The organism is Roseburia sp. AM23-20, assembly GCF_003470905.1.
GTDB lineage: Bacteria > Bacillota > Clostridia > Lachnospirales > Lachnospiraceae > Roseburia > Roseburia rectibacter.
Window position 1 is genome coordinate 69,935 of record NZ_QRHS01000012.1, and the last position, 22,903, is coordinate 92,837.

A 22,903-nucleotide genomic window follows, 5' to 3' on the forward strand; every position below is an offset into this window, starting at 1 on the left:
TCCTATGAATCAAAAAGCCCCTGGCAGAACCTTGATGTGAAAAGTATGCGGTAGGGAGGCTATGATGCAGGAAAAGTCAAATGAACAGCGAAAAGAGCAGAAACGGGGATATAACCTGTTGGATAAAGAAGAAGAAAAATCGATGCTGTCATGTTTTGTGGAACAGCTGAATGATCCGCTTATTTTTATTTTGTTTGCGGCGGCAGCAATATCTCTTCTGCTGCAGGAATTTGGGGACATGTGCATTATACTTGCAGTAGTGCTTTTAAATGCCATAGTCGGAGTGATCCAGGAGGGGAAGGCAAAGCGGGCATTAGAGGCATTGGAAAAAATGACAAGTCCGCATGCACTGCTCCATGATGAGGATGGAATCCATGAGATTCCGGCATCGGATCTGATACCGGGGGATATTGTCTGCCTTGAAGCAGGCAGACAGGTGCCGGCAGATATCAGGATCATATCGGCTGTCAATTTAAAGATCGAGGAGTCAGCGCTTACCGGCGAATCTGTTCCGGTTCCTAAAAATACGACGGATCAAAATGAGGCATATATGACCACTAATGTTACATATGGACGTGGAGAAGGAATCGTCACTGCGATAGGGATGGATACGAAGATAGGCGGTATCGCAAAATTGCTTTCCGGGACAAAAACGGAGCTGACGCCGTTACAGAAAAGGCTGGCGGATCTTGGAAAAATCCTTGGTACCGTTTCTGTCTTTTTGTGTATCCTGTTGTTTGTCATGGCAGTTTTGCAGAGGCGCAATGTTGCAGAAATGCTGATCACGGCAATATCATTAGCGGTTGCTGCAGTTCCGGAAGGTCTGCCGGCGATCGTTACGATGGTACTTGCACTTTCGGTATCACGTATGGTGAAGGTCAATACGATCGTAAAAAGACTGCCGAGTGTGGAGACATTAGGCTGTGTGAGCGTGGTATGCTCGGATAAGACGGGAACACTGACGCAGAACCGTATGACTGTGACAAGATGTTATACAGATGGAAAAATCTGCGAACCAAAGAATCTCAACCGCAGAAAAAACAGATATTTTCTGGAGGGATATACCCTTTGCAATGATGCGTCTGTCCGTGGGGAACGGATCGGAGATCCCACAGAACTTGCCCTGCTTGATATGGCGGAAAAATTTGATCTGCAGAGAGAGAGATTAGAAGAAAGTTTTCCGAGAATACAGGAAATCGCGTTTGATTCCGACCGGAAAATGATGACGACATTACACCGGGGAGAAAAAGAAAAAATTTCTTATACCAAAGGTTCCCCGGATGAAATATTAGAGCGTGCTGCATTCCTGATGAAAGATGGTGAGCGTGTGCCGATGACCCCGGAGAGACGAAAAGAAATCGATCAGGTGATCCGTACGTTTACGAAAGATGCACTCCGGGTACTGGCACTTGGGATGCGAAATCCGGCTGACGGTTTAAAGGAAAACGGGCTGACTTTTCTGGGAATTGTTGGAATGGCTGATCCCATACGTCCGGAGGCACAGGAGGCTGTAATGGAGTTTTACCGTGCAGGGGTAAAAACGATCATGATCACGGGGGATCGGATCGATACGGCATTTGCGATTGCAAAAGAACTGCACATTGCATCGGAAGAAAGTGAGTGCATTTCGGGAGAAACGTTAACGGATATGACAGATGAAATGCTTGCAGAAAAAATAAAAAAGGTGCGTGTGTTTGCCCATGTTTCGCCGGAGCATAAGGTGCGCATCGTGGCGGCATGTAAGAAAAACGGGGAGATCACTGCAATGACAGGAGATGGTGTCAATGATGCACCGTCATTGAAAGCAGCAGATGTCGGGATCGCTATGGGAAAGGCAGGAACGGATGTGGCGAAAAATGCAGCGGACATTGTGTTGACGGATGATAATTTTGCGACGATCGCAAAAGCCATTGCGCAGGGAAGATGTATTTATGAGAATATCCGGAAATCTGTGATATTTCTGTTGTCTTCTAATTTCGGGGAGATCATAACAATGCTTGCGGCTGTAGCCTGCGGATTTGCGGCACCGTTAAAATCAAGTCATATTCTATGGATCAATCTGATCACAGATTCGCTTCCGGCACTGGCGCTTGGTGTGGATGAGGAAGAAAATAAAAGTTACATGGACAGACCACCGCGCGGAAAGGATGAGAGTCTGTTTGCAGGGGGTGGGTTAAACTGTACCTGTTTTTATGGGGCATTGATCGCATTTATCAGTATGACAGCGTTTTTGCAGCTTCCGGTGGGAATCCTGCTTGGGGCGGGCAGCACGGTCACACCGGCAGCAATCAGGCTGCTTCTGGCAGATGCAGAGCTTTTAAGCCGCTGCCAGACCTATGCATTTACGGTACTTGGTATGTCTCAGCTCTTTCATGCGATCGGTATGCGTGATGTTGAAACATCGCTGTTTCAGATGAACCATCTGGAAAACAGGTTAATGATTGCTGCATTCGCAATCGGAACAGGACTGCAGCTTCTTGTGACGGAAGTTCCTTATTTTGTTAATCTGTTTGGAACCTGCAGATTAACACTGCTTGAATGGGTAAAACTGCTGGTACTTGCAGCCATGCCTTTACTCGGGCATGAACTGTTAGTATTGGGAGGCTGTCTGGGAGAAAAAAGAGATAAGAAAAATTTAAAGGGAAAAGATCAGCAGGCGGTATCGTCTGGTGGGCGGTGGAGCTAAAAAAAACATTCATTTTTTACGGGGGGTGTGGTATAATGAGGTGTCCGTAAGTTTTGGGCAGGTTTTTGCAGGAAAGGATATTGGAAATTATGGAAGAGAAAATGACAATGGAAATCACGAACGACAGACTTGAGGAGGCCATTAAGGAATATGCCGCAGACCGCACGAAAGAGAATCTTACCACAGTGCTGAATCTGCTTCGTCCGACAAAGCTGTTTGTGCCGGCAATGTTACAGGCACCGGATCGTCCGATTCCATGTTTTTTAAAGAATAGTAATGAAGAACAGTTTTTAGTAGTATATACGTCAAAAGCGCAGATTCCGGAGGAGCCAAAGAGCCAGGCGATGCTTAACATGCCATTCCCGGCATGCAATAATATCGTTGTAAAACCGGAATTAAAACTTGCCGGAATGGTGATCAATCCATTTTCTGACAACCTTGTGTTAAAGACAGAACTTGTACAGAAGTTACATGAAGTTGACGAGCAGGCGGCAAAACGTGCTGCACAGATGAAACAGGTGAAGATGACACCGGCACAGTTTCAGGTATTTGTAAAGCGTCAGGTTGAGTTTGCAGTACTGCCAAAGCGTCTGTTTACCGAAAAACAGGAGTTCATCAACAAGCTGTGTGATGAGAAAGAGGCTTTTGTCAATGAGATTTTTGCAGGCGTGTTCAAGGAGCCAAAGTTAAATCCATACACAGAGAACGATTACTCTGTAATGGCACTTGATATTGCAGAAGATCTGACATTGATCCGTGTAGATCTTCCGGAAAAAGGCTTAGTTCCGCCACTTTGCTACCGTATTTACCTGACGATCAATCCTAAGACCGGAAAAGCCGGCTATTATACGATCGAGATGTCAAAAGAAAAAGATGTCCGCATGTTAGGAGAGCTTTTAGAGGACGGAAAACATATAGATCACGGTGTGGCACCGGTAGAGGGTGCTGAACTTCAGAAGATCATGGATCTTGCCAGAGGTGAAGGCGCAGAGAGGACAAGCTAGATCTGGGATATGATGTCTCAGACAGGTAAATGAAAAAATGATATAACATGAAGGAAGGGGTTGTCTCACTAACTTTGTTAGTATGACAGTCCCTTCCTTTTATCTTTCGTTATGCTGGATGATATCGGCATATTGTCCGCGGGTGACTTTTAAGAGCGCATCCGGGTTTACCGTGATGGAGGTACCGATGCGTCCACCGCTGATATAAATCTTATCGAAGGAAGCAGCGCTTTCATGTACGACGGTTGGGAACTGCTTTTTCATGCCAAGAGGTGAGCAGCCGCCACGCACATAGCCGGTAAGCGGAGTCAGATCTTTTACGTGAAGCATTTCAAGTGATTTTTCACCGACACATTTTGCGGCAGCTTTCAGATCGACTTCCTCTGCGATCGGTACGACAAAAACATAATACTGCCTGTTCCCGCCGGCGGCGGCCTTGCCGGACATAACGAGCGTTTTAAACGACTGTTCTACCGGAGCACCGGTCTTTTCTGCGGTATGTAGACCGTCTATAAATTCATCACACTCATAATTGATAATTTCATAAGGTATTTTATTGCGGTCTAAAATGCGCATGGCATTTGTTTTTACTTCTTTTCCCATAGAGAAAACTCCTTTCATGAATGAACTGCGCTCATTGTAACACCACAGCAAAAAATAGACAACTGAAACAGAATGTATGTTTACGAAAAAATGAAAAAATGTTATTCTAATAAGGGAAATTAAGGCAATATATGAGGTGAATTAAAATGCGCCACATATAAGAACATGTGTGGCGGGAAATGAGGCAGAGTATGAAAGATTTTTTTAAGAGAGTAAAGGCGGATGCAATAATGTCAGCAGTTTTATGCATCGCATTGGGCGTGGTTCTGATCGTATGGCCAGGAGAGACGATCGATATCGTATGTAAAGTGCTTGCCGCAGGACTTATCATTCTTGGAGGGGTAGAACTGTTTTCCTATATTACCAATAGAAACGGTTATATGTTCACCGGAATCCTTGGGCTGATCGTGCTGATCATCGGTGTATGGATCTTCTTAAAACCGAGCAGTATCGTGAGCCTGGTACCGATCGTGATCGGTGTGATACTTGCTGTTCACGGTGTGCAGGATGTGAAAATGGCGTTAGAATCAAAGAATGGCGGATATGACAGATGGTGGATTATGCTGATCATTGCCATTATCAGTATTGCATTTGGCGTGCTCTGCATTGTCAATGCGTTTGGCATGGTCAAACTTGCCATGCAGTTTGTAGGAGCAGCCCTGATCTATGATGGAATCAGTGATCTGTGGGTTGTGACAAAGACGGTGCGGACGGTGAAAGATATGGAGCAGGAAGCGAAAGCAGTCGACGTAGATTATAAAGAAATCGATTAAGTGATTAAGCGGAAAGAAAGAGAAACAGATATAAAAAGTGTCCCTGAAAATCTGGATAAAAGATTTTCAGGGACACTTTTTTGGTTCGTGATAATAGAATATTTGAGCAAGCTGCATCTGATTGCCCAGACTGCGCTATACTGTAATTTTACCTTCATTGATAAGCCGGATAAATACGTCGACTAATTCCGGATCAAACTGTGTTCCACTGTTTTTTTTCAGTTCACTGACAGCATAGGAGACAGAGAGCGGATTTTTGTATGGACGTCTGGCAGTCATGGCATCAAAACAATCGGCGATGGTAAGTATTCTTGCCATATAAGGAATATCCTCACCGGCAAGACCACGCGGATATCCCGTGCCATCATACCGTTCGTGATGACCAAGTACTGCAGGAATTACATAATCCATATGTGGCAGATAACGGATCATTTTTGTGGAGTTTTCAACATGTGTCTTCATGATCTCATATTCTTCCGGTGTCAGTTCCGAGGTTTTCTGTAAAATACGTTCCGGAATACTGATTTTTCCGATGTCATGCAGCATACCGGCATCACGCACAAGTTCGATGTCATTTTCACTCATGCCAAGATCTCTGGCTAAGATCACAGCATATTTCGACACATTCATGGAATGGATAAATGTGTAGCTGTCCTTGGCATCGATCGCAGCGGTCAGTGCATAGATGGTAGGCGCAACACGTTCGTATGCAGTTCTTAAGTTCGAATCGGTGGAACGTGTCTCAAGACCGGCCCGGTAAACGGTAAGGTGACCTTTGCCCCCTAGTTTACCATAATAGATCGCCTGTTCTGCATTATGGAGCAGTGTTTTCGCATCTGGAGAAATAGATGGGAAAGTGGATATACCACAGGTAATGCTTGTGTCCCACACGGTATCGTTTTTGCTCCGCAGACTGATGATATTATGGATGATCTCATTAGCAAGTGCACCTGCACTGGTGGGATCATCCCCCTGTGTCAGTATCATAAAAACATCTGTACCATAACGGAATGCGAGGTCAGACGGGCTGATCTTTGAAAGGATTGCCTGTGCACAGAGCGTGATCAGATTATCTCCTTCCGTGGCACCGTAAAGCTCATTGTAGAGCTTGAAATCATCAATGTCGAGCAGGATCAGACCAATCGGGGTATCCGTCGAACAGGCATCTTTGATACATTCAAAGGCATGTTTTCTGTTATATAAGGAAGTAAGACTGTCTGTGATCGAAGCATGGTAAGCATTATAATACAGGTTGGCGTTGCGCAGAAGATACGCAGCATAGTAACAGATACGGTCGAGACAGACAAGTTCCTCTTCGGTGTAGATGCGGTCCGCATCGTCAGCAATATACAAAAGACCAATGACAGCCTGCTGATAACGGATCGCCTTGATTGCGTGAATATTTTGCTGTGCGAGCCAGCGGCTCTGCCGGGGAGTCAACAGAGGATTGTCCGTAAGAAAATCTGATCCTGTTACAAGAAAACCTTTTTGGTGCAGTATCTCTTCGAGAAATGCGTCAGAAGGAACGGAGTAATCTTTTTCAAAGAAAATATCTCCCCATCTGCGTACAGTGTAAAAGGAACGTCTGGTGTTTAAATTCTGTGTTAGTAAAAGTCCCTGGGGATTCAGCAGCAAAATGAGAGAATCTATCAGGATATTGTAAATTTCATCGGTATTTAAAGTGCGGATCGCAGACGACAGGAAATTTTCCAGAATCGTATCTTTGTGTTCTGACAACATATGGTAAGGAGCCTCCGGAAGTGATTTTTCTTGAGAATGTAGTAATATTATACTATAATGCTTTTGGTGTGACAATGGTGCTTTTGATATAGCCGGTGCAGAAAAGAGGAAAGAAAATGAGATGTGAAGAGTTTAAAATGGAACGCACGGGATTGTTAGAGGTCGGGGATGTTTTGCCGGTCACAGAGGGAAAACTGCCAAGTTCCTACTATTATACATTAGGAAAGGCATATGCGATGTCTGCAAATTATGCGGTAAGTGAACGGATCAGATCAAGAGAGGGAAAAGTTGTAGACGTAAAAGAAACCCCAAAAGGGTACTTTGTGACAGTTGAATTTGACGAATAAATGGTATAAAATATATGTATTGTAATTTGAAAGGATAAGTACATGCGCTATATACCGACAAGCAGGTTAAAGCCGGGAATGGCTCTTGGACAGGATATTTATGATGGAGCGGGAAGACTTCTTTTAGCGAAACATCTGCTCCTGACATCAGAATATATATCCAACCTGGAGTTCCTCGGATATCCTGGAATATACATAGATGATGAATTTACATGTGGCATAGAGATACAACAGGTGCTCACACCACAGGTGCGTTGTCAGGCATTAAAACTGATACATGAGCTGTTTGATTTTGATACGGATGACAGCGAATTGCCGGTCGATGAAGTGAAGCTGCGCATGACAGTGAAAAATGTTGTGGAAGATATCCTGAAAAATGGCGATGTAATGTTTAACATAATGGATATCCGCAATTATGATGAATATATTTATTACCATTCAGTGAATGTCGGTGTGCTCTCTATCATGGTTGGAGCGAGATACGGACTGGAACGAAACAAATTATATGATCTTGGAATTGCAGCAATACTGCATGATTTAGGAAAAAAGTTTTTACCTGAAGAAATCGCAAATGGAAAATGGCCGCTTACCGGGAAAGAGAGGGAAGCGTGGAAAAGTCATCCAAAACTTGGAGCAGAATATTTGAAAACATCCTATCATTTTCCTGCGATGGTTTATAGTGGGATACTGATGCATCATGAATGGTTTAATGGTGAAGGATATCCGCTGGAAAAAAGCGGAAGAGACATACCGTTATATGCGAGGATCATTAAAGTTACAGACAGCTATGATGCAATGATATCAAAGCGTCCCGGCAGGGAACAGCTTTCGCCGGCAGATGCGATTGAATATATGATGGCAATGGCGGGAGCGGAATTTGATCCGCAGTTAGTTAATATATTTTTACGCAGAATGGCGGTTTATCCGATTGGATGCGAAGTGGAGTTATCAAACGGACAGCGCGGCATTGTGGCAAAGAATTTTAGAGATTTTTCTCTCAGACCGCTGGTACAGATCGTGGAGACAGGCGAGATGCTCAATCTCCGTGATGATCCGGAAGGTCGCAGCGTTACCATAGGAAGAATGATTATGTAAAAATACTTTGAGGGAGATATGACTGGACAGGGAAAGAGCGCGATAGATACGCTTTTGGCAGAAAGTTTTAAAGAACTTGCATTAAAACAGCCGATCGAGAAGATTACGATCAAAGAGATTACAGATAAGGCAGGCGTGATACGGCCGACATTTTATAACCATTTTCAGGACAAATATGAACTTTTGGAGTGGATCATAGATACACAGCTGATCGCTCCGGCAGAACCTCTGATACAGAACGGTATGGTAAACGAGGCATTGATACTTTTATTTTCCAACATTGAAAAAGAAAAGGAGTTTTATCAGAAAGCGATCCACTTAGAGGGACAGAACTCGTTTGAGAGCATTGCACAGTCCTGTATCATGAAGGTGTTCCTGAGGGTGTTTGAACGTTCGGCAGCCACGAAGAAACCAAAGTATGTCTGGCTGACACCGGAACGTATTGCTGCGTATTATGCACAGTCCATGTGCTATATTGTCATGAACTGGATTCGGTCCGGGATGACGATCTCAGCGCGGGAGTTAGCAGAGATCTATGATTACATCATAAAGAGATCCATGGAAGATATTTTAGCGGAACTTTAATATGTGAATTAAATATACAATCGGAATCAAATGTTAACTTTGATATACATTTTGGGCAATTTGTATAATAAGATGCTACAGAAAAATTAGATTGAATCTTTTCAGATTCAGTCTTTTTTTTTACACTAAAGGAAATTGTGGCAGGGGGAATGTATGCCACAGGAAAATAAAAAGAAAGAAAAGAGTGAAAAAGATGATTAAGTTTGGAAAATGGGTAGTGAAATTCCGTATCCCGATTCTGATCCTGAGTTTTTTGCTGTTGATACCGACCGGGATCACTTACATGAATACGCGGATCAATTACGATATCCTCTCATATCTCCCGGGAGATATTGAGACGATGAAAGGACAGGATATCCTGTTAGACGAGTTTGGAACAGGTGCTTTTTCCGTGGCGGTCATAGATGGCATGCAGGAAAAAGAGATCACGCAGTTAGAGGATAAGTTAAAAGAGATCGACCATGTCAAAGATGTTTTATGGTATGGTGCACTTGCTGATATTTCCATCCCGATGGATATGCTGCCGGATGACCTGAGAGATTCCCTGCAGAATGCAGATACAGGCAGCCAGCTTATGATCATTACATTTGATACTTCCATGTCAGCAGATGAGACACTTGATGCCATCGAGGAGATACGGGGACTGACCAATGAACAGTGTCTTTTGAGCGGTATGTCCGCAGTCGTTACCGATATCAAAAAGATCTGTAACAGTGAGGTCATCATGTATGTTGTGATCGCAGCAGGATTATCCGCACTGGTGCTTGCACTTACGATGGACTCATTCCTTTTACCGTTTATCTTCCTTCTGAGTATCGGTATGGCAATCGTATATAACCTTGGAACGAACTTTATCGCAGGAGAGATTTCTTTCGTTACACAGGCACTTGCAGCAGTATTACAGCTTGCAGTTACAATGGACTATTCCATTTTCCTGTGGCACAGTTACTTAGAGAATCAGGAACGCTATCCGGATGACAGGAAACGTGCGATGTCCCATGCAATCTCACAGACGTTAACTTCTGTAGTCGGAAGTTCCATCACAACGATCGCCGGATTCCTTGCAATGTGTTTCATGACATTTACACTTGGTATGGATCTTGGTGTTGTTATGGCAAAAGGTGTTGTATTTGGTGTTATCGGATGTGTTACGATCCTTCCTGCAATGATCCTTGCAATGGATAAATGGATCGAAAAGACAAGACATAAAGCCTTCATACCGGATCTTGGACGTATCGGAGGATTTGTGACAAAACATTATTGGATTTTTATTATTTTATTCTTAGCGATCATCGGACCTGCTTTTTACGGACAGAATCACAATCAGGTATATTACGATCTGATGGGAACACTTCCGGATAACTTAGAGAGTGTAAAAGCAGGAAACGCACTGGAAAATGATTTTGATATGGGTGCGACACATGTGATCCTTGCAAGCAGCGATCTAAACTCCAAAGATGCAAGAAACCTGGAAAATGAGATCGGTGATGTGGACGGTGTAAAACTGGCATTAGGACTTGATTCCGTTATGGGACCTACCGTACCAAAGGATATGATCCCGGATGATATCAAAGAGATGCTTGACAATGGAAAATATCAGATGATCTATGTTATGTCTGAGTACAAGACAGGATCAGATGAGGTAAATGCACAGTGTGATGCGATCCGCGATATCATTAAAAAATATGATGACACCGCAATGTTAATTGGTGAAGCTCCATGTACGGAGGATCTGATCACGATTACAAATACAGACTTTAACACAGTAAATGCAGTTTCTATTATTTTAATCTTCATTATTATCGCATTCGTATTAAAGTCGATCTCATTACCGGTCATCCTTGTTATGGTAATCGAGTTTGCGATTTTCATCAACATGGGTATCCCGCATTATACCGGAACGGTTCTTCCGTTTATCGCTTCCATCGTAATCGGAACGATCCAGCTCGGTGCAACCGTTGACTATGCAATTCTTATGACAAACAAATATAAGAGAGCAAGAAACCACGGAGCAGAGAAACGTGATGCAGTAAAAACAGCGTTAGACAGTTCCTTACAGTCTGTCATCGTCAGTGCATTAAGTTTCTTCGCAGCAACATTTGGTGTAGGAATGTATTCCAGTATCGATATGATCAGTTCCTTATGTATGCTTCTTGCAAGAGGTGCATTGATCAGTTTGGTTGTCGTAGCATTTATCCTGCCGGCAATGTTTATGGTATTTGATAAATTAATCTGTGTAACAAGTGCAGGTTTCCGTTATAAAAAAGATTCGTCAGTTCAGTAAAATAGAGGAGGAAAAAAAGATGAAATTACCAGAATTAAAGAAAAGATTTACAAGAAAATATGTGATCCGTATTATTGCAGGTGTGTTAGTCGTTGGAATGGTCGGAACAGGAGTTTCCACGGCAAATGTATTTGCAGCAAAGACAGCACAGGAGAGTACTGAAAGTACAGAGAGCACCGAAAAAGACAGCGAAAAAGATGATTCTGATGCTGAGAGCAAATTAAAAGATGCATTAGATGACAGTATCAAATTCAGCGAGAAAGAGATTGGCAAAGAAGAAACGGTATATGTTCTTGCAGACAGCACCGGAAAAGAGCGCAAAGTGATCGTTTCCGATCATCTGATCAATGATGAAAATAAGGATACGATCGAGGATGCTTCTACCTTAAAAGATATCGAAAATGTAAAAGGTGATGAGACATTCAAACAGGATGGCAGCAAACTGACCTGGCAGGCAGACGGCAACGATATTTATTATCAGGGAACCTCCACAAAAGAGACACCGGTATCCCAGACAATTACCTATTCTTTGGATGGTAAGGAAGTAAAGCCGGAAGAACTTGCAGGAAAATCAGGAAAAGTGACGATCCGTTTTGACTATACCAACAATGAGACAGTAAAGACAAAGATCGCAGGAAAAGAGGAAGAAATCTACGTTCCGTTTGCAGCGGTCAGCGGAATGGTATTAGATGACAGCTTTTCCAATGTAAAAGTTACCAATGGTAAAGTAATCTCCGATGGCAAAAATAATATTGTAGTCGGATATGCACTTCCGGGATTAAAAGAGAGCTTAGATGTGGATGATTCTGATTTTGACGGAGATGTATCGATCCCGGATTACGTGGAAGTAACTGCAGATGTGGAGAATTTCTCATTAAGCACCACAATGACAGTTGTGATGAATGCAACAAACTTTATCAGCAAAGACGGAGATGCAGATCTTTCTGAAGTTGATGATATGTTAGATACTTTAACAGATGCAACAGATCAGTTAAAAGATGGTTCCGGTGAGCTCGCAGACGGTGTAGATACTTTAAAATCCAAGATGGGTGAGTTTAAAGACGGTGTCGGAACATTAAAGAACGGTATCAAAGATTATACGGATGGAGCTTCTACTTTATCCACAGGAATCGGAACATTAAAGAGTGGTGTGGATACCTTAGCAGGAAGTGTACCAACACTGATCAGTGGTGTGGGAACCTTAAAAGATGGTTCAGCAAGTGCAGCAAAAGGAGCATCTTCCTTAAAAGACGGAGCAGGAACCTTAAAGAAAGGTGCCAAGGATGTATCTACCGGAGCCAATACATTGTCCAAAGGTGCAAGTGATCTTTCCACCGGAGCCAATACACTTTCCACCGGAGTGAAGGATCTTTCTACCGGAGCAGATACGTTATCCACTGGAGCTTCTGATTTGTCTACTGGAGCAGACACTTTAGCTGCCGGAGCTTCCAGTCTGAATACAGGTGTCCAGACACTTGCGAAAGGAGTAAAAGATTTAAATACTGCTGTCAACGGCGGTGAAACAACGCTTGCAGGCGGAGCATCTGCAGTCAGTGCAGGTGTGGATACATTAGTTGGAAAATTGGGAGATATGGCAGCAACTTTACAGACTAAAAAAGATCAGATCAATGCCAATTTACAGGCAAATGGTACATCCATTGAAAATGCACAGGCTACGATCGAATCATTAAAGAGCGCACAGTCAAATCTGATGAACGGAATTTCCAAGTACGATGCAGATCCTACAACTGCAACAGCAATTTTTACGCAGGTGGGGCAGGCACTTGGCGGTGTTTCAATCAACAGTGTAAATGATGCAATGACTGTAGCGGTAAGCCTGTCAGACAAGATCGCAGCAATCGGTCAGGCTCAGGGAGCTGTTTCAGCTATCGATGAAGCAGCCAGTCAGATTTCTGATCCGACAACACAGGCACAGCTTACAGCACTTCAGGCTGGTGCGAAACAGGTGGCAGATGGAGCAGCGCAGGCATCCGGTGCAATCAGTACTATGGCTGGAAAAATGGATGATCTGACTAGTGGTTCTGGTCAGGTGGCACAGGGAGCAAGTGATCTTGCAACAGGAGCAGGAACCTTAAAGAAAGGAGCAAGTGATCTTGCAACAGGAGCAACCAAGTTAAAGAAGGGTGCCGGAGACCTTGCAACAGGAGCAGGAACCTTAAAGAAAGGAGCAGGTGATCTTGCAACAGGAGCAGGTCAGGTGGCAGATGGAGCAACGACTCTGCACAAAGGAGCGTCTGATCTGTCTGACGGTTTAAATACTTTAGACGGTGGTATCGGACAGTTAAAAGAGAAAGCCGGATCCCTTTCTACCGGAGCTGACCAGTTAAAGAGCGGTACAGACCAGCTTGCAATCGGAGCATCCACACTTGTTTCAAATAACCAGAAGTTAAACGATGGTGCAGGTACTTTAAGTGATGGTACCGATGCGATCATTGATGGTGTTGGAGAACTTTCTGACGGAGCGCATCAGCTTGCAGACGGAATCACGGAATTCAGCGAGGATGGAATCGATGAGATCATCAATTCCTACAATGGCGATATCGAGCCGCTTGTTGACCGTATCCAGGCTGTATTAGATGCCGGTGCTGATTACCAGACTTATACTGACATTGCAGATGGCGTGAACGGAAGTGTTAAATTTATTATCAAAACGGATGCGGTAAAAGCAGAAGACTAAAGAACCGCTTTTAGGAGGAGTAAGATGAATGCGTTGGAGAATCTGCTGATCATAGCAGGCATATCGTTAGATATATTCGCAGCCATGGAGTGTCAGGGATCACTGATAGCAAAGATAGATAAAAAACAGCTTGGCAAATTGTGTATACTGATTGCTGCATGGCAGATGACAGCACTGTTCGTCGGAAGTTATCTGTCAGGAATTTTGTATCGCAATACTATAACGCACAATGAAAAAGTGACTGGATTTGTCATTGCAGCAGCCATCTTTTTCTGCCTGGGAGTGCGGCTGGTTGCAAAAGCCATAAAAAACGAGCGGATCATAGAGCACTGTGAGCAGAAACTCGGCTGGAAACATCTGCTTGCAATTGCAGCAGTTACCAGTAGTTATACCCTGCTGACGGGTATAGCATTTGGTTTCCTTGGAACAAATCTTCTTGTGATGCTTCTGATGGTTGCCGGACTTACCATTGCGGTTGTCGTGGCTGGTATCTATACCGGATATCATCTTGGATTTGAGCATAAGACAAAAGCATATATTGCAGGAGCGATACTTCTGTGGATCGCGGGAATAGACGTTATCGTAAAACATATTTTGCGGTAGGATAAATCCGGTTTTCGGCTGCCAGAAAAATCTGGCGGCTGGGAACCGGATTTTTTTCGTACGTTGCAACAAGTTTTTTTCTCCGTTATAATGGTAATGTTGGAGGCAGAACAGATGAAAATTTTACTTACGGCGATTAACGCCAAATACATACATTCCAATCTTGCTGTGTATAATCTGCGTGCATATGCCGCACATTATGCGAAAGGCATGACGGCTTCAGACACGGTGGAGATCGGAGAATACACGATCAATAACCAGATGGAAGATATCTTAGAGGGAATTTATAAGGCAAAACCGGATGTTTTAATGTTTTCCTGCTATATCTGGAATATTGCTTATGTGGAGGAACTGGCAGAGGAATTTCACAAGCTGCGTCCGGAAGTGCCGATCTGGGTGGGAGGTCCTGAGGTATCCTACGAGACGGAGAGCTTTTTAAGATGCCATCCGCAGATTACCGGTGTGATGATCGGGGAAGGGGAAAAGACTTTCTGTGAACTGGCAGAGTATTATGCCGGAGAAAGCCGGAGAGACAAAGAAACGGAAGAAAAGCAGAGAATACAGGAAACACAGAGGACAGGAGAGAGTAAATGCACAAAGGAAAGATCGAAACTCGGAGAAATCACAGGGATCGCATACCAAAACGGGGATGAGATCATCTTTACCGCACCGAGGGAAATGCTTGATTTAAGCGATATTCCATTTTGTTATGATGAAGCAGGCGATTTTAAAAACCGTATCATTTATTATGAATCAAGCCGCGGATGTCCGTTTTCCTGCAGTTACTGCCTTTCCTCCGTGGAAAAGCAGCTTCGTTTCCGCAACACGGAACTTGTGAAGAAGGAACTGCAGTTTTTTATTGACCGGGAAGTCCCACAGGTAAAATTTGTGGACAGGACATTCAACTGCAATCATGCGCATGCGATGGAGATCTGGTCTTACATCAAAGAACATGATAATGGGATCACCAACTTCCATTTTGAAATTTCGGCAGATCTGTTAAAGGAGGAAGAACTTGCCCTGATCGGTACCATGCGGCCGGGACTGATCCAGTTAGAGATCGGTGTGCAGTCGACAAATGGGGCAACGATCAAAGAAATCCACCGTACCATGCAGCTTGAACGGTTAAAGGAAGTTGTGAGAGAGGTTCAGAAACATGAGAACATCCATGAACATTTAGATCTGATCGCAGGACTTCCATTTGAAGATTATGATACATTTGCAAAATCTTTTGACGAGATTTATGAACTTCGTCCGAACCAGCTGCAGCTTGGCTTCTTAAAGGTGTTAAAGGGCTCCTATATGTATGAGCATGCGAAAGAATATGAGATCACATACCACAGCAGACCGCCTTATGAGGTGCTTAAAACAAAATGGCTGCCTTATGATGATGTATTAAAGATACGCCAGGTGGAAGAAATGCTTGAAGTGTATTATAACAGCGGGCAGTTTGAAGTTACGATGAAAGTACTCGGAGTTCTGTTTAAAAGTGCTTTTTTCCTGTTTCAGGATCTTGGGAAATTTTATGAGAAAAAAGGCTACTTTGGCATGAGCCATGCGAGAATCCGGCGTTCGGAAATTTTGCTTGAGTTCGTGGAAGAAACATTTTCTGCTGACACGGAGAAGGAAAATCTACAGGAAGTGCAAAATCTTTGTGAGATTTCTGATATTATAAAAGAAAGCCTGATCTTTGATCTGTATTACCGGGAAAACTGCAAGAGCAGACCGGCATGGGCAAAAGATTTAAGCACATGGAAACAGGTGACGCGGATATACTGTAAAAATGGAAAGCAGTCCCATGTGGAGTGTTTTTCCTACCGGTTTCCGGATAAAGGAGAGCGTGTATTAAAAGAATTGCCAGAGCGTGCAGAAAAGCCATTATATGCACTGTTTGATTATACAGACAGGGATCCTTTAGATCATCAGGCAAAGGTAACATGGATCATGGAGGACGAAAATGCAGGATTATGTAGTAATTGATCTTGAAATGACAGGTCTGAATGTAAAGACCGATCATATTTTAGAAGTGGGGGCAGTCAAAGTCAGAAACCATCATGCCGTCGATCAGTTTGGTGCAATTTTACGTCAGAATATAAAGATACCGGAAAAAGTAACCGAACTTACCGGAATTACGGAGACGATGGTGCAGGAAGGTGCAGAAAAAGAAGATGCCATGAAGCAGTTTTTTGAATTTATCGGAGATGATATCATCGTTGGGCAGAATGTGATTTTTGACTACAGTTTTTTAAAGCAGTGGGCGGTCAACCACAATATGCCGTTAGAGCGGAATGCGGTCGATACTTTAAAACTTGCACGGAAATTTTTGCCCAGAGAACAGAAAAAAGATCTGGAAAGTCTGTGTGCATATTTTGGGGTAAAAAGAGAAAATGCACATCGTGCATTTCATGACGCTTACGAAACGTGGCAGGTTTATGAGGCACTCAGGGAACGGTATGAGGAAGAACATGCCGAAGATTTTTTGCCGAAACCGCTTCTTTATAAGGTAAAAAAGCAGACACCGGCAACGGCACGGCAGATGAAATATTTAAGGGAATATGCAGCACATTATCAGATAAAACTGCCGGATGATCTTGCAGAGATGACAAGAAGTGAAGCATCAAGACTTACAGATCAGCTTATTGCCAGACATGGAAAGCTGCAGAGGAAAAAATCAGATTTTAACGGATGATTCCTCTGGGAGCATTGCAGTCAGTTTTTCTACGATCGAACGTTTCATCAGGGAGTCAAGCTGTTCTGCAGATGAAAGGAGTTTACGGATCTGTTCCGTATCACCGGAAGACTGGTAGATCTCAGCTAAAAGCAGATAGTTCTGGCTTAAATCAGAACCAATGCTGATGCCGTATTCTAAAATTGTGCGGGCTTCATTCGTATGACCGAGTTCTATAAGCTGCCCTGCATAGGCAGTGAGAGTCTGGCACAGTGTGGTAAAATTCTGCTCGTAGTCAGTCAGGGCAGGGAGACTGGCAGTCCCATAGGCGATCTTTAGATCGGTATTGGTCTGCGTGCCCAGATTGACGATCTTTTGTCCGGAAAGAGCCTGCAGAGTTTTTTCATATTTTTTTAATAAATCATTTTCGTACATACCTATTGGAAATTTATCAAAAGGTATGGTAATATAGGGAAGTCCGCTTAAATCCTTTAAACGGGTGTTGTTTGCAATGGATTCTTTTTTCCAGAAACGGTCGGTGGCGCTCTCCTGAGAGCGGATGGAACGTTTGCGGAAAAATGTGAGCAGGCAGATAACTGCAATAAATAAACCTAAAAGTGGCATGTTAAATCCTTTCCGTGCCGTGTTTTTGAAATGGAGGTACATCGATATGTATGATTTCAGTAAAAAGAAAAATAAAAAAGTACTTGCAGCAGTTGTGATCATTCTGGTAGGAACAATGTTACTTACTACTGTACTTGCGGCACTGTTGTAATAAATCTGTTCATGTAAAATATACTAAAAACAGGGCAAACAGTCAAATATATTCGTGGTAATGCATCTTGAAAAAGAGGGCAGTTGTGATAAAATGAACAACAAAGATTCAGTAAAAGCAATAGTTTCAGAGGGAAAAGATGAAAAAAACAGGTAAGATATTAACAGCTCTGGGGTTAGCCATGGCATTTGGCTTCGTTATGAATCCGACGCAGGCAAAAGCGGAAGATACAGACCGTATCGCAGAGGGAGTTTATATTGGCAATATTGATGTTGGCGGCATGACAGAGCAGGAAGCTCTGAGTGCAGTGACTGATTATGTAAATAATGCAGGGGAAGCAGTATTTACACTGACTGCGGGAGAGCGCAGCACACAGGTGAAAGCATCGGATCTTGCACTTGAGTTTACCGATATGAACGTTGTTTCAGAGGCGATGGATGTCGGAAAGAGCGGTAATCTGATCAAAAGATATAAGGATAAAAAAGACCTTGAAAATGGCAATGTTGTCATTGATATGGTGTTGAACGTAGATCATGATACGGTTTCTGAGTTACTTGACGAGAAAGCGGATGAGCTTGATCAGAAAGCAGTAGACAACGGACTGGTACGTGAGAACGGTACGTTTAAGATCATTAAAGGATCACAGGGTGTTGAGGTCAATGTGGAAAAGTCGATCGCTGCGATTGAAAATTATGTCAGTGACGGCTGGGACGGACAGGGTGGAAGTATTGAACTGACAGCGGAGATCGTGGAACCTAAGGGAAGTGAAGAAGAGCTTTCTAAGGTAAAAGACCTGCTTGGTGGATTCAATACGAATTACAGTTCTTCCACTCAGAACCGCTGTGATAATATTGCAACAGCAGCTGATAAGATCAACGGAACTGTTCTGTATCCGGGAGAAGAGTTTTCTGTATACGAGACAATCGGACCGTTAGATGCAGCAAATGGTTATGAATTAGCAGGAGCCTATGAGAACGGACAGACGGTGCAGTCATATGGCGGTGGTGTCTGCCAGGTTTCAACGACTTTATATAATGCAGTTATATTAGCGGAGCTTGAAGTTACGGAGCGTTCAAACCATTCTATGATCGTTACCTATGTAAAGCCATCTATGGATGCTGCGATCGCAGGTGATTATAAGGATTTAAAATTCGTAAATAATCAGGATGTACCGATCTATATTGAAGGATATACTTCCGGGAAAAATGTTTATTTCAATATTTACGGGGAAGAGACAAGACCTGCAAACCGCAAGGTAACATATGAGAGTGAAGTTGTGTCGGAGCAGGATCCGGGTACACAGTTTGTGGCAACCGGAGATCCGGTAGGAACGATGAGTGTATCACAGGGAAAACATGTCGGATATGTGGCACAGCTTTGGAAAGTTGTTACGGTAGACGGTGTGGAAGAAAGCCGCGAAGTATTTAATAAGAGTACTTACAAAGCATCACCGAAGATCGTCAATGTTGGAACCGCGTCAGAAGATCCGAATGCATCAGCGACGATCGGCGCTGCATTAGCGACCGGTGACGAGGGGACTATCTATGCCGCAGTGGCTCAGTTTACGGCAGCGGCATCGACTACACAGGAACAGCCGGCTGAAAACCAGTCTGCAGAGGAGCAGGCAATCGTCGGAGACGGACAGGTGGATGTCAGCGGAGATAACGGCGGAAATGGTCAGTAATTTATTATAAGAAACAAAAAGAGGCTGCCTCGTAAGAGACAGCCTATAACTATAAACAGGAATGGAGTTTGCGATGAAGATTGGAAAAGTACCGGAGAATGTGCTCAAACGCTCCGTATTTAAACAGATACATACCAAAAGACCGGAGGTTGTCTTAGGCGCCGGTGTGGGAGAGGACTGCGCGGCGGTCAAGCTGGCAGAGGATGAGACACTTGTGATGTCAACAGATCCGATCACAGGAACGGCACAGGATATCGGTACGCTTGCGATCCAGATCACAGCAAATGATCTTGCCAGTGCGGGAGCAGAGCCTGTCGGTGTGCTGCTTACGGTCTTACTTCCGCCAGAGGTTGAGGAACCGGAGTTAAGAGAGATGATGCAGCAGGTAGAGGCAGCATGTGCGAAAGCAGGTGTGCAGGTCATGGGCGGTCATACGGAGATCACTGCAGTTGTAAATCAGCCGGTCATTTCCGTATGTGGTGTTGGAAAAGTAAAAGACGGATGTGTGATCTCTACCGGCGGGGCAAAACCGGGAATGGATATCCTTGTGACAAAATGGATCGGGATCGAGGGAACATCCATCATTGCAAAGGAAAAAGAAAAAGAACTGTTAACGAGATTTTCTGCACCATTTGTTGAAAATGCAAAAAAACTGGATGTATATTTATCCGTACTTTCAGAGGCTGCAGTCGCCGTTCGGTCTGGCGTTAGTGCTATGCATGACGTCACAGAGGGCGGTATCTTTGGTGCACTCTGGGAAATGGCAGAAGCATCTGGCGTCGGACTTGAAATCGATTTAAAAAAGATTCCCGTTCGTCAGGAAACAATCGAGATCTGTGAATTTTTCGGAATCAACCCATATGAACTGATCTCAAGCGGTTCTATGCTGATGGCAGCAGCCGATGGCAATCTGCTGGTAAATGAACTGAAAAAAGCAGGAATACCGGCAACAATTATCGGAAAAGCAACAGCCGGAAATGACAGAGTTTTATTAAATGAGGATGAGAGACGGTTTTTAGAACCGCCTAAGACGGACGAATTATATAAGGTAGTATCATAACAATAGATTGTGCATTTAGCGGGAAAATCTATTGTCAGAAATTAAGATAGTGCTCAAAAGAGTACAAATTATGGAGGATATCATGCGCGAAAAGATTTTAACGTTTATAGAGAAGAACAGCAGAATAGATTTAAAGGAACTGGCAATTATTTTAGGCGTGGATGAGGCTGCCGTGGTAAATGAGCTTCAAAAGATGGAAGAAGAGCATATCATCTGCGGATATCATACCCTGATCGACTGGGATAAGGCAGGCATTGAAAAGGTAACTGCCTTAATCGAAGTGCGTGTCACACCACAGCGTGGAATGGGATTTGACAAGGTGGCAGAGCGTATCTACAACTATCCGGAAGTAAATTCTGTTTATCTGATCTCAGGCGGTTTTGATTTTATGGTAACGATCGAGGGAAAAACACTGCGTGAGGTTTCACAGTTTGTCTCCGATAAACTTTCACCGCTTGACTCTGTTTTAAGCACAAAGACGAACTTTATTCTGAAAAAATATAAAGACCACGGAACCGTTATGGCAGAACCGGCAAAAGATGAAAGGATAGAGATGTAATATGAGAGATCCGTTAAATAAAACAATCACAACGATTCAGCCGTCCGGGATCCGTAAGTTTTTTGATGTAGTGCATGAGATGAAGGACGCTATCTCCCTTGGTGTCGGTGAACCGGATTTTGATACGCCGTGGCATATCCGCGACGAGGGTATCTATTCCCTGGAAAAAGGAAAAACACATTATACCTCAAATGCAGGTTTAAAAGATTTAAAGATTGAAATCGACCGCTATTTAAACAGACATTACGGAGTGTCTTATGACGTGGATCATGAGATCATGGTTACGATCGGGGGCAGTGAGGCGATCGATGCGGCTATGCGTGCCATGTTAGATCCGGGAGATGAGGTTTTGATCCCACAGCCAAGCTATGTATCTTATGTGCCTTGTGCCATTTTAGCAGGTGCAGTGCCGGTCATCATTGAGTTAAAGGCAGAAAATGAGTTCCGTCTGACACCGGAGGAATTAGAGGCTGCGATCACGCCGAAGACAAAACTTTTAGTGCTTCCGTTCCCAAACAATCCGACCGGTGCGGTCATGGAAAGATCCGATCTTGAGAAAATTGCGGAAGTGATCAAAAAACACGATATTTTTGTGCTGAGTGATGAGATATATTCCGAGCTTACTTATCTTGAAAAACATGTAACGATCGCATCTTTACCTGGCATGTGGGAGCGGACGATCGTGATCAATGGATTTTCAAAATCACATGCCATGACAGGCTGGCGTCTCGGATATGCATGCGGACCGCGTGTGATCATCGGGCAGATGTTAAAGATCCATCAGTTTGCGATCATGTGTGCACCGTCTACGAGCCAGTATGCAGGTGTTGAGGCTCTCAAAAACGGAGATGAAGATGTGGCACAGATGAGAGAGGAGTATAATGGCAGACGCCGTTATCTGCTTCATCGTTTTAAAGAAATGGGACTTTCCTGTTTCGAGCCATTTGGTGCATTTTATGTATTTCCATGCATCAGTGAGTTTGGCATGACATCCGAGCAGTTTGCAACAAAGCTTTTAAATACAGAGAAGCTTGCAGTCGTTCCTGGAACTGCATTTGGTGACTGCGGAGAGGGATATATCCGCATTTCCTATGCATATTCACTGGAGAATCTGAAAGAGGCAATGAATCGCATGGAAGCATTTATTCAGGGACTGAGAAAACAGAGTGAAAAATAGGCTGCTATTCACATTGTTGTCTGTTTCTACGCAGAAATAAGGAGTATTATGGCAAAGTTAAATATTGTATTATACGAGCCGGAGATTCCGGCAAATACAGGAAATATCGGAAGAACCTGTGTTGCAACAGGGACAAGACTCCATCTGATCGAGCCGCTGGGATTCCATCTTGACGAAAAGTCAATAAAACGTGCCGGAATGGATTACTGGAGTGAACTTGATGTGACGACTTACGTGAACTGGGATGATTTCTGTGAGAAAAATCCGGGTGCAAAGATTTATATGGCAACAACCAAAGGACGTCATGTTTACACAGAGGTTTCTTACGAACCGGACTGCTATATTATGTTTGGAAAAGAGAGCGCAGGGATTCCGGAGGAGATTTTAAAAGCAAATCCGGATACCTGTGTGCGGATTCCGATGATCGGGGAGACACGTTCACTGAACCTGTCAAATTCCGTTGCGATCGTGCTCTATGAGGCACTCAGACAGAATCAGTTTGACCATATGAAGCTGCAGGGCGAACTGCACAGACTGCGCTGGGACGACTGATACGGGAAGG

General features: G+C 43.7%; 19 protein-coding genes. 16 read left to right on the forward strand and 3 right to left on the reverse strand.

What is annotated here, in order from left to right; all coding sequences use genetic code 11:
• Positions 1-64: 64 nt before the first annotated feature.
• Together DW650_RS10695 and DW650_RS10700 are read left to right on the forward strand one after the other, a co-directional pair.
• Positions 65-2,686 (forward strand): cation-translocating P-type ATPase, encoded by a 2,622-nt coding sequence (locus DW650_RS10695; RefSeq protein ID WP_243102932.1) that lies wholly within the window; start codon positions 65-67, stop codon positions 2,684-2,686.
• 89 nt (positions 2,687-2,775) lie between these two features.
• Positions 2,776-3,690 carry an SseB family protein gene (locus DW650_RS10700; RefSeq protein WP_118209911.1) on the forward strand — a complete coding sequence of 305 codons (915 nt, stop codon included), beginning with the start codon at positions 2,776-2,778 and terminating at the stop codon, positions 3,688-3,690.
• Between the two features lie 99 nt (positions 3,691-3,789).
• Here the strand turns inward: DW650_RS10700 and ybaK are convergent, their stop codons facing one another.
• Positions 3,790-4,293: a Cys-tRNA(Pro) deacylase gene (gene ybaK, locus DW650_RS10705; RefSeq protein ID WP_118209891.1), complete on the reverse strand. Its 504-nt coding sequence runs from the start codon at positions 4,291-4,293 to the stop codon at positions 3,790-3,792.
• Positions 4,294-4,484: 191 nt separating this feature from the next.
• On the opposite strand from ybaK, the gene DW650_RS10710 reads away from it, so the two are divergent.
• Positions 4,485-5,066 (forward strand): HdeD family acid-resistance protein, encoded by a 582-nt coding sequence (locus DW650_RS10710; protein ID WP_117919988.1) that lies wholly within the window; start codon positions 4,485-4,487, stop codon positions 5,064-5,066.
• A gap of 135 nt (positions 5,067-5,201) precedes the next feature.
• On the opposite strand, the gene DW650_RS10715 is transcribed toward DW650_RS10710, so the two are convergent.
• Positions 5,202-6,803 carry a bifunctional diguanylate cyclase/phosphohydrolase gene (locus tag DW650_RS10715; RefSeq protein WP_117920114.1) on the reverse strand — a complete coding sequence of 534 codons (1,602 nt, stop codon included), beginning with the start codon at positions 6,801-6,803 and terminating at the stop codon, positions 5,202-5,204.
• Between the two features lie 119 nt (positions 6,804-6,922).
• On the opposite strand from DW650_RS10715, the gene DW650_RS10720 reads away from it, so the two are divergent.
• The 8 genes from DW650_RS10720 (at position 6,923) to DW650_RS10755 (ending at position 17,107) form a co-directional block, all read left to right on the forward strand.
• Entirely contained in the window at positions 6,923-7,153 is a 231-nt protein-coding gene (locus tag DW650_RS10720; protein ID WP_117919990.1) for a hypothetical protein, read from the forward strand.
• A 42-nt stretch (positions 7,154-7,195) separates the two neighbouring features.
• Positions 7,196-8,248 carry an HD-GYP domain-containing protein gene (locus DW650_RS10725; RefSeq protein WP_117919992.1) on the forward strand — a complete coding sequence of 351 codons (1,053 nt, stop codon included), beginning with the start codon at positions 7,196-7,198 and terminating at the stop codon, positions 8,246-8,248.
• Positions 8,249-8,266: 18 nt separating this feature from the next.
• Positions 8,267-8,833 carry a TetR/AcrR family transcriptional regulator C-terminal domain-containing protein gene (locus tag DW650_RS10730; protein ID WP_117919994.1) on the forward strand — a complete coding sequence of 189 codons (567 nt, stop codon included), beginning with the start codon at positions 8,267-8,269 and terminating at the stop codon, positions 8,831-8,833.
• Between the two features lie 193 nt (positions 8,834-9,026).
• Entirely contained in the window at positions 9,027-11,117 is a 2,091-nt protein-coding gene (locus DW650_RS10735) for an efflux RND transporter permease subunit (RefSeq protein ID WP_117920116.1), read from the forward strand.
• Between the two features lie 19 nt (positions 11,118-11,136).
• Positions 11,137-13,815, forward strand: coding sequence for a hypothetical protein (locus tag DW650_RS10740; protein ID WP_118209892.1), 2,679 nt, complete (start codon positions 11,137-11,139; stop codon positions 13,813-13,815).
• Between the two features lie 24 nt (positions 13,816-13,839).
• Positions 13,840-14,418: a manganese efflux pump MntP gene (locus DW650_RS10745; RefSeq protein WP_117919998.1), complete on the forward strand. Its 579-nt coding sequence runs from the start codon at positions 13,840-13,842 to the stop codon at positions 14,416-14,418.
• Positions 14,419-14,532: 114 nt separating this feature from the next.
• Positions 14,533-16,398 (forward strand): B12-binding domain-containing radical SAM protein, encoded by a 1,866-nt coding sequence (locus DW650_RS10750; protein ID WP_199654258.1) that lies wholly within the window; start codon positions 14,533-14,535, stop codon positions 16,396-16,398.
• Positions 16,376-17,107, forward strand: a complete 732-nt coding sequence (locus tag DW650_RS10755) for a 3'-5' exonuclease (protein WP_117920002.1) — start codon at positions 16,376-16,378, stop codon at positions 17,105-17,107. The genes DW650_RS10750 and DW650_RS10755 overlap by 23 nt, the downstream gene beginning before the upstream one ends.
• Here the strand turns inward: DW650_RS10755 and DW650_RS10760 are convergent.
• Positions 17,090-17,710, reverse strand: coding sequence for a hypothetical protein (locus DW650_RS10760; RefSeq protein ID WP_118209893.1), 621 nt, complete (start codon positions 17,708-17,710; stop codon positions 17,090-17,092). The two genes, DW650_RS10755 and DW650_RS10760, sit on opposite strands and share 18 nt — an antisense overlap.
• Positions 17,711-18,000: 290 nt before the next feature.
• Here DW650_RS10760 and DW650_RS10765 point away from each other — a divergent pair, with 290 nt between their 5' ends.
• The 5 genes from DW650_RS10765 to DW650_RS10785 all read left to right on the forward strand — a co-directional run bounded on the left by DW650_RS10765 (position 18,001) and on the right by DW650_RS10785 (position 22,893).
• Entirely contained in the window at positions 18,001-19,545 is a 1,545-nt protein-coding gene (locus DW650_RS10765) for a VanW family protein (protein WP_118209894.1), read from the forward strand.
• Positions 19,546-19,618: 73 nt separating this feature from the next.
• A complete protein-coding gene (locus DW650_RS10770) occupies positions 19,619-20,605 on the forward strand; it encodes an AIR synthase family protein (RefSeq protein WP_186899344.1) in 987 nt (328 codons plus the stop codon).
• Positions 20,606-20,687: 82 nt separating this feature from the next.
• Positions 20,688-21,164 (forward strand): Lrp/AsnC family transcriptional regulator, encoded by a 477-nt coding sequence (locus DW650_RS10775; protein ID WP_117920010.1) that lies wholly within the window; start codon positions 20,688-20,690, stop codon positions 21,162-21,164.
• 1 nt (position 21,165) lies between these two features.
• Positions 21,166-22,341 carry a pyridoxal phosphate-dependent aminotransferase gene (locus DW650_RS10780; protein WP_117920012.1) on the forward strand — a complete coding sequence of 392 codons (1,176 nt, stop codon included), beginning with the start codon at positions 21,166-21,168 and terminating at the stop codon, positions 22,339-22,341.
• Between the two features lie 48 nt (positions 22,342-22,389).
• Complete coding sequence (locus tag DW650_RS10785) at positions 22,390-22,893, forward strand: tRNA (cytidine(34)-2'-O)-methyltransferase (protein ID WP_015522173.1); 504 nt, start codon at positions 22,390-22,392, stop codon at positions 22,891-22,893.
• Positions 22,894-22,903 lie beyond the last annotated feature (10 nt).